Source organism: Moraxella equi (assembly GCF_002027555.1).
Taxonomy (GTDB): Bacteria; Pseudomonadota; Gammaproteobacteria; order Pseudomonadales; family Moraxellaceae; genus Moraxella; species Moraxella equi.
The window spans coordinates 1-6,440 of sequence record NZ_MXAP01000065.1 but is presented as its reverse complement, the minus strand read 5'-3'; the positions used below and the strand labels follow the sequence as shown (position 1 = coordinate 6,440).

The window sequence follows — 6,440 nt, the reverse complement described above, 5'->3', positions numbered from 1 at the left end:
GTGGGGGGTTTGGGTTTTTGGAAAAGGAAAAAAGGGGGTGAAGTTAATGAAGTATGACTTCCAAACGACTAAAACCTGACGCAGGATAGATGGCATGGTCAAAGTAGTCATCAGACGCAGGGCGAATCTTACCCACCTGCTCTGCCAAGCACTCTACTAGTAGTCCCAGTTCAAGCTGTGCCAATGGCTTACCAGGGCAGACGTGAATGCCATGCCCATAGACCAGATTGTTAGCTTGGCTTCGGTGTAGCTCAAAACTGTCCGCTTGATGAAAGGCTTCGGGGTCACGGTTGGCAGACTGCCAGTTAATCGTGATTTTGGCGTCTTTGGGAATGTCCACGCCATGTAGAGTGACAGGGCAGGTGGTGCGTCGTCTGTTGGTGATGAGCGGGTCGTGTAAACGCAGTATTTCTAGGACGGCATTATCAATGTCTTGGGGGTTGGCTTTTAGATGAGTCAAGACGTCAGGATGATGAATAAAAAATTCAAAAATAATCCCGACCGCTGACGACATGGTGGACAGCTCGCCCACTGTCCAGTTACGAATGAGTGAGACAAGCTCTTCATCGCTCATCACCCGCTTGCCTTGTGACAGCATGACCACGTCGTTCATCAATTCAAAGGTCACATCATCAGGGCGTTTTGTCCGCTTGTCATCCAAAATCGCCTTGATATAACCGTCAAATTCTAAGGCGACACTGGCAATCTCATCCCGATTTTGGCTTAGTGTGGCTTTGCGGTTTTTCTCAATCCATGCGTTTAATGGTGCTTCGGTCTCATCGCCCCAGCCCATAAAGGCATTTTGTAGCTTGACGGCATAAGTTTTGGCAAACTCTGCCATGATGTCAATGGGCTGACTCTTGGGCAGTTGGCTTACTAAGCTGCCAATCAGCTCTTTGGCGATGGGGCGAAATCTCGCCATGCGGTCGGCGGTAAAATATTTGTCATTAATCGCACGAAATGCCGTATGAACAGGTGCGTCCATGCCGTTTGGCACAGCGATGTGACGGTCTGAGACGTGATTGGAAAATGTCGTAGGGTTGTTTAGAATGTGCATGACATCGGCATGAGAAAACACGCTATAACCGAGCTTATCATCATGGGCGATGGGACAGCGTGCTCGCATGTCGTCGTAAGCACGACGCTGATTTTTCTGAACTTGTTCATCATCAGATTGCCAGTTGATGGAAGTGGACATAAATTATCCTTGGACGGTGAATGGTCTTGCCATTGTAATCAACGCATGATAATCCTGCTATTAGCCCTTGGGGGTAGGGTATGATGGAAACTTAAATATAGTCTGCCAACTTTGAAACAATACTGCGTCAAACTCGCTCGTAGTACTACTTGTACAACTTCGCTCGTTTTCCTTGTCTTATTTCAAAATTTGTTTGACTATAAAAAAGCGAAACTGCCAAATTGGTCAGTTTCGCTTTTTGTTTGTTATTTAAAACAATTATTTTTAGGGAAATTATTCACCCCAAACTTCATCAGCAATCTGTCTAATCATCTTCACTTTCGCCCACTGAGCTTCTTCGGTTAGGATGTTACCTTCTTCTGTGGACGCAAATCCGCATTGTGACGATAGGCACAGTTGGTTGATGTCCACGTATTGCGTGGCCTCACGGATACGGGCGATGATGTCGTCTTTGTTTTCAAGGTCGCCTGTTTTTGAAGTTACTAAGCCTAGCACGACTTGTTGGTCTTTGATGTGGGCAAGTGGGGCAAAGTCGCCTGCTCGCTCGCTGTCATATTCCAAGAAAAAGCCGTCCACTCGGCAGGTGCCAAACAGCACTTCGGCAATCGGAGCATAACTACCTTCGGAGAACCACGTTGAGCGGAAATTGCCACGGCAGATGTGCATGGTGATTTGCATGTCGGCAGGTTTGGCGTCCACAATGCGGTTTAGCATGGCGACATAATCCACCGCCAATTTGTCAAAATCAATGCCACGCTCGGCAAATTCTGCCTTTTTGTCCAAAGCACAAAATTGCCCCCAGCTTGTGTCGTCCAATTGCAAATTACGCAGACCCATGTCATAAAACTTGTGCATGGCTTTGATATAAGCGTCCGCAATGTCGTTATACAGACGACTCTCGTCTTGGTACAGCTCAATCGGCTTATAGTTTACATCACGCACGCACGCCACAAGGTGTAGCATGGACGGAGACGGAATGGTGAATTTGGTTGGGGTGGCGCCAGCAGCGTCTTTTAGGATTTGGTAGGCTTTGACAAAGGGGTGTGAGTCCGAAAAATCAATCTTATCCACGATTTTGACGCTATAACTTTTGGGTTTGGCATCTTTAAATTGCACCGAAAAATTCTCGGTTTCCACCCATTCTACGCCGTCCAATTCCGCCATAAAGTCCAAATGCCACCACACACGGCTAAACTCACCGTCCGTTACGGCGTGCAAGCCGTTTTCTTTTTGTTTGGCGACCAGTTTGCCAATTTCATCTTTTAGAATAACATCATACTCATCTTGGCTTATCTCGCCAGCATGTAGCTTGGCTTTGGCACTCATTAGTGTCTCGGTACGCAAAAACGAGCCGACCACATCATTACGATAAGGGGCGACATTGCGGGGTTTTGCAGTTGGGAAAGTTGGCTCATGGCTTACTCTCTTTGGGTTGGTTAAAAAAATGGTTAAAAGTTATTAAAGTGGAATTGTAATGTAAAATATTTTGTAAAATTGCTTGGTATTGGTTTGGGACAATGGCAATGCTTAAAACATTGCCATTGTCCCAAAAATTCCCCAAAAAATCAACGCTCATTCGGCTTTAAAAAATACAACGCCACCACCGTAAGCAAAATAAACCCACTTGCCCCCAGATACAAATCATCTTTGCCAATACCCATATCCAAGAGCTTGCCTGCCAAAATGGGCGAGACGATAGAACCAATCCGTCCCACGCCGATTGCCGTGCCAACCCCTGTGCTTCTAAATTCAGGGGCGTACAGCGTGGGATTAATGGTATATAGCCCCGTGATACAGCCATTGACAAGACTGCCGACCAAAATGGCAAAGACAAGGGCGAGCGTCAAAGTGGGACTAAACACAAAGCCAATAATGGCAAGGGACGATAGCACGACAAATGCCATGAGCGTGGATTTTGGGGCAAATTTACTCACCAAAAAGCCAAAGATGAGCGAGCCTATCGTACCGCCGATGCTGATTGCCATACCGACCTTTTGGCTTTGTTGTTTGGCAAGCCCTGATGATTCTAGCAGGGCAGGCGTCCACGAACTGATAAAATAAAAAGACGACATCACGGCAATGAACGCTGCCCAAATGAGCAATGTGGTTTTTAATTGACCTCTGGCAAAGAGCTGGCTAACGGGGGCTTTGGGTTTGGCAGATTGGGTTTGGGCGGGCAGTTGCCAGTTGCCTTGTTTGCCGATTTTGTGGGCGATGTTGGTGAGTTTGGTAAGGGCGTTGGCAGGCTGTTTTTGGTTTAAAAAATCCACCGATTCGGGCAATAGGGCGATGAGTGCCACCAGTGCCAGCCCTGTCAAAACTGCCCCTGTCATAAATACCGAGCGAAAGCCAAACTCATCTTGGAGTATGACCGCCGACAATCCGCCAAGCATTGCACCCACCCCAAAGCCACACGCATAAATGGCAATGGCAAGCCCACGCCATTTTTGGTTGGCGTATTCGCTCACGATGACGTTGGTGCATGGCAAAATACCGCCCACGCCAAGCCCTGTTATCACACGCCAAAAGGCAATGGATTCGGTCGTGTGCGAAAAATAAGTCATCAGCATACCCACCGCCGATAGGGCGGTTGCGATGATAAGTAGCGGACGTCTGCCAAATTTATCCGCCAAGGGAGCCAGTCCCATAGAGCCAATCGCCATGCCGATAAAGCCTGCACTCATGAGCGTGCCAATCTGACCGCCTGTCAGCCCAAGCTCGCTCTGAATGCTTTTGGCGGTAAAGGCAATCGCCAGCACGTCAAAGCCGTCTAGCATATTTAGAATAACAGCTAAGGCAACGATGAGCCATTGATAGGCACTCATGGGCGTGTGGTTAATGGCGTAGGCTAGGTCGGTTTGGTGCGTGGTCATGGTGTATGATGATAAATGCTAATAAAGAGTGCGTTACTATAACAAAAAGTTTAGGATTAATCAATTTCAATGTTTTCAATATATGATGAACATTTTTAAGGTTAAAATGTCAATGTCGGTATTGCAATTTTTTACCGTCAAAAGGGGCAAATCATGGTAAAATAGTCGGATTTTCTTATTTGTTTTTAAAAATTTTGGCTGATTGGCATAATAATAAATACACCCATCAGTCAGCATTAAGATAAGTGATATTGATATGCCACATAATACCCCCCAAGACCAAGCCGCACACGCCAAGCCCTTTCCCACCCTGTGGGTGATGATGATGGGCGTGATGATTGCCATCGGTCCGCTTGCCATTGACATGTATCTGCCTGCTCTGCCGACCATGGCGGATGATTTTGGCGTGAGTGTGTCCGAGGTGTCCAAATCAGTGCCGTTTTACTTTATTGGTTTGGTGTTTGGACAGTTGTTTTATGGACCGTTTTCTGACCGTGTCGGGCGAGTGCTACCCATGTACATGGGTATGACGATATTTGTGATTGCGTCCGTCATCTGTGCGACCACCACGAGCGAGCTGGTGCTGTTTGCCGCCCGTACGTTGCAGGCGTTGGGGGCGTGCGTGACGGCCGTGGTAACCCGTGCCGCCATTCGTGACACCCTAAACCCCATACAGGGGGCAAGGGCGTTTAGTCTTATGGTACTGGTCATGGGATTGGCGCCGATACTTGCCCCGAGTTTGGGGGCATTGATTTTAGGATTTGCCGACTGGCATGCTCTGTTTTGGTTTTTGGCGGGTTATGGGGTATTTAATATCATCTTGACCAAGCTGTTTTTAAAAGAAACACTCGCTCCAGAAAATCGCAATACCAAGCCCATCAGCCAAACTTTTGCCTCTTATCTTGACTTAGCCAAGGACATGACGTTCATTATTCCTGCGGTTGCAGGGGGCGTGCTACAAGGGGCATTTTTCATTTATTTGTCCATTTCCAGTGAGCTGTTTATGGTCAATTTTGGCTTGTCTGAAAAGCAGTTTGCCATCGCTTTTGGGGCGAATGCCTTTGGCTTTATTGCCTTAACGCAGGTCAATCAGTTTTTGACCAGTCGTTTTCGCCTTGTGCAGCTGCTACGTTTTGGGGCTCTCATGCAACTTGTCTCTGCCAGTTGTCTGCTGGTGTTGGTATTGACGGGGCTTGCGTATTTTCCGCTGGTGTTTATGGCGATATTTTGCTGTATTGCAGGGCTTGGGTTTACTCAGCCTAACGCTACCGCCATCGCTTTGGCGTATCAAAAAAAGCGGGCAGGTATGGCGTCTGCCATGCAAGGAGCATTGCAGTTTAGCGTGGGGATTTTTGGGGGATTGCTGCTAAGCCTGTTTGATGTCAGTCCTGTGTTAAAGCTGGGTATTGTCATTACCGCACTGGTAGCACTTGGCACGTTTTTGGTGTATCAGCTTGACCCTAAGATGGATTGGTAAAAAAGTGAAATAAAAAGAAGAAAACAAAAAGGTGGGTAAGCTCACCTTTTTGTTTGGGGTTATTTTGGTGGGTTTTTGTTAGAGTTATTGTGATGATTCGGCATTTTGGGCGTCTTGAATGGCTTGAATCTCTTGTTCTAGGTTTATCATTTCTTGTTCAATTTGAGATTGTTGTAGTTGGGAGCGTTCAAGATAATCTTGATAAGCAGGCAAGGCGATTGCCATAACGATACCCATCCATGCCACAAACAGCAAGGGTAGGATGACCGCCAGTACTGTCATGATTGTGCTTGGTGGTTCAGCAGGAGCACCATAATCATTGATGTCTTCATCGCCACGAGCGAATGCCAAATACAGCCAAAACAGGATATTAACCAAGGGTATTAAGTACAATAAAGACATCCATCCTGATTTGTTAAGGTCATTGAGTCTGCGAATGCTTGGGGCGAATGCTGTGTACAAAGAGAATATTATAATACCGATATACATCATGACCCCAACAATGGTGGCAATGTCTGGCGATATGGGCAGTAAAATCGCCATGAGTACGCCAAGCACCATCATGGCTGGTATCATGCACAGACTAAGTAGCATATAGTACGCCAAAAACCGAACACGACCAATACGCCCACTGGCTTTATAAAATGGCGTGGTGTCGTACTCAAAGTATTCGTCATTGGTCAGGTCAGCTGTTGGGGCTGAGTAGGGATTTTGTTGATTTGGTAAATGTCCATTCATGAGTGATGACCTAATAAGTGACAATAAAAATAGTTGGTGACTATAACATAATTTTACAAAAATGTCATTGTTTTGATGGCTAAACACTGTTAATTGGACAAGTGGTGAAAAGAGCGGGTTGTAGCAAGCTTGGCAAAAATATACCAACCGAACC

Annotated in this window: 5 protein-coding genes; 1 reads left to right on the top strand and 4 read right to left on the bottom strand. The window is 46.6% G+C overall.

Features of this window, described 5'->3' with window-relative positions; genetic code table 11:
- Positions 1-43 precede the first annotated feature (43 nt).
- From B5J93_RS06840 to B5J93_RS06830, 3 genes are all read right to left on the bottom strand, one after another.
- A complete protein-coding gene (locus B5J93_RS06840; RefSeq protein ID WP_079325710.1) occupies positions 44-1,198 on the bottom strand; it encodes a cytochrome P450 in 1,155 nt (384 codons plus the stop codon).
- A 273-nt stretch (positions 1,199-1,471) separates the two neighbouring features.
- Entirely contained in the window at positions 1,472-2,644 is a 1,173-nt protein-coding gene (locus B5J93_RS06835) for a 5-methyltetrahydropteroyltriglutamate--homocysteine S-methyltransferase (RefSeq protein ID WP_079325709.1), read from the bottom strand.
- A gap of 119 nt (positions 2,645-2,763) precedes the next feature.
- Positions 2,764-4,071 carry an MFS transporter gene (locus B5J93_RS06830; protein WP_079325708.1) on the bottom strand — a complete coding sequence of 436 codons (1,308 nt, stop codon included), beginning with the start codon at positions 4,069-4,071 and terminating at the stop codon, positions 2,764-2,766.
- Between the two features lie 256 nt (positions 4,072-4,327).
- Between B5J93_RS06830 and B5J93_RS06825 the strand changes: the two genes are divergently transcribed.
- Complete coding sequence (locus B5J93_RS06825; protein ID WP_228144892.1) at positions 4,328-5,548, top strand: multidrug effflux MFS transporter; 1,221 nt, start codon at positions 4,328-4,330, stop codon at positions 5,546-5,548.
- Between the two features lie 84 nt (positions 5,549-5,632).
- On the opposite strand, the gene B5J93_RS06820 is transcribed toward B5J93_RS06825, so the two are convergent.
- On the bottom strand, positions 5,633-6,286 hold the full coding sequence (locus B5J93_RS06820; RefSeq protein ID WP_079325707.1) for a DUF805 domain-containing protein: 654 nt from the start codon (positions 6,284-6,286) through the stop codon (positions 5,633-5,635).
- Between the last annotated feature and the right edge of the window lie 154 nt (positions 6,287-6,440).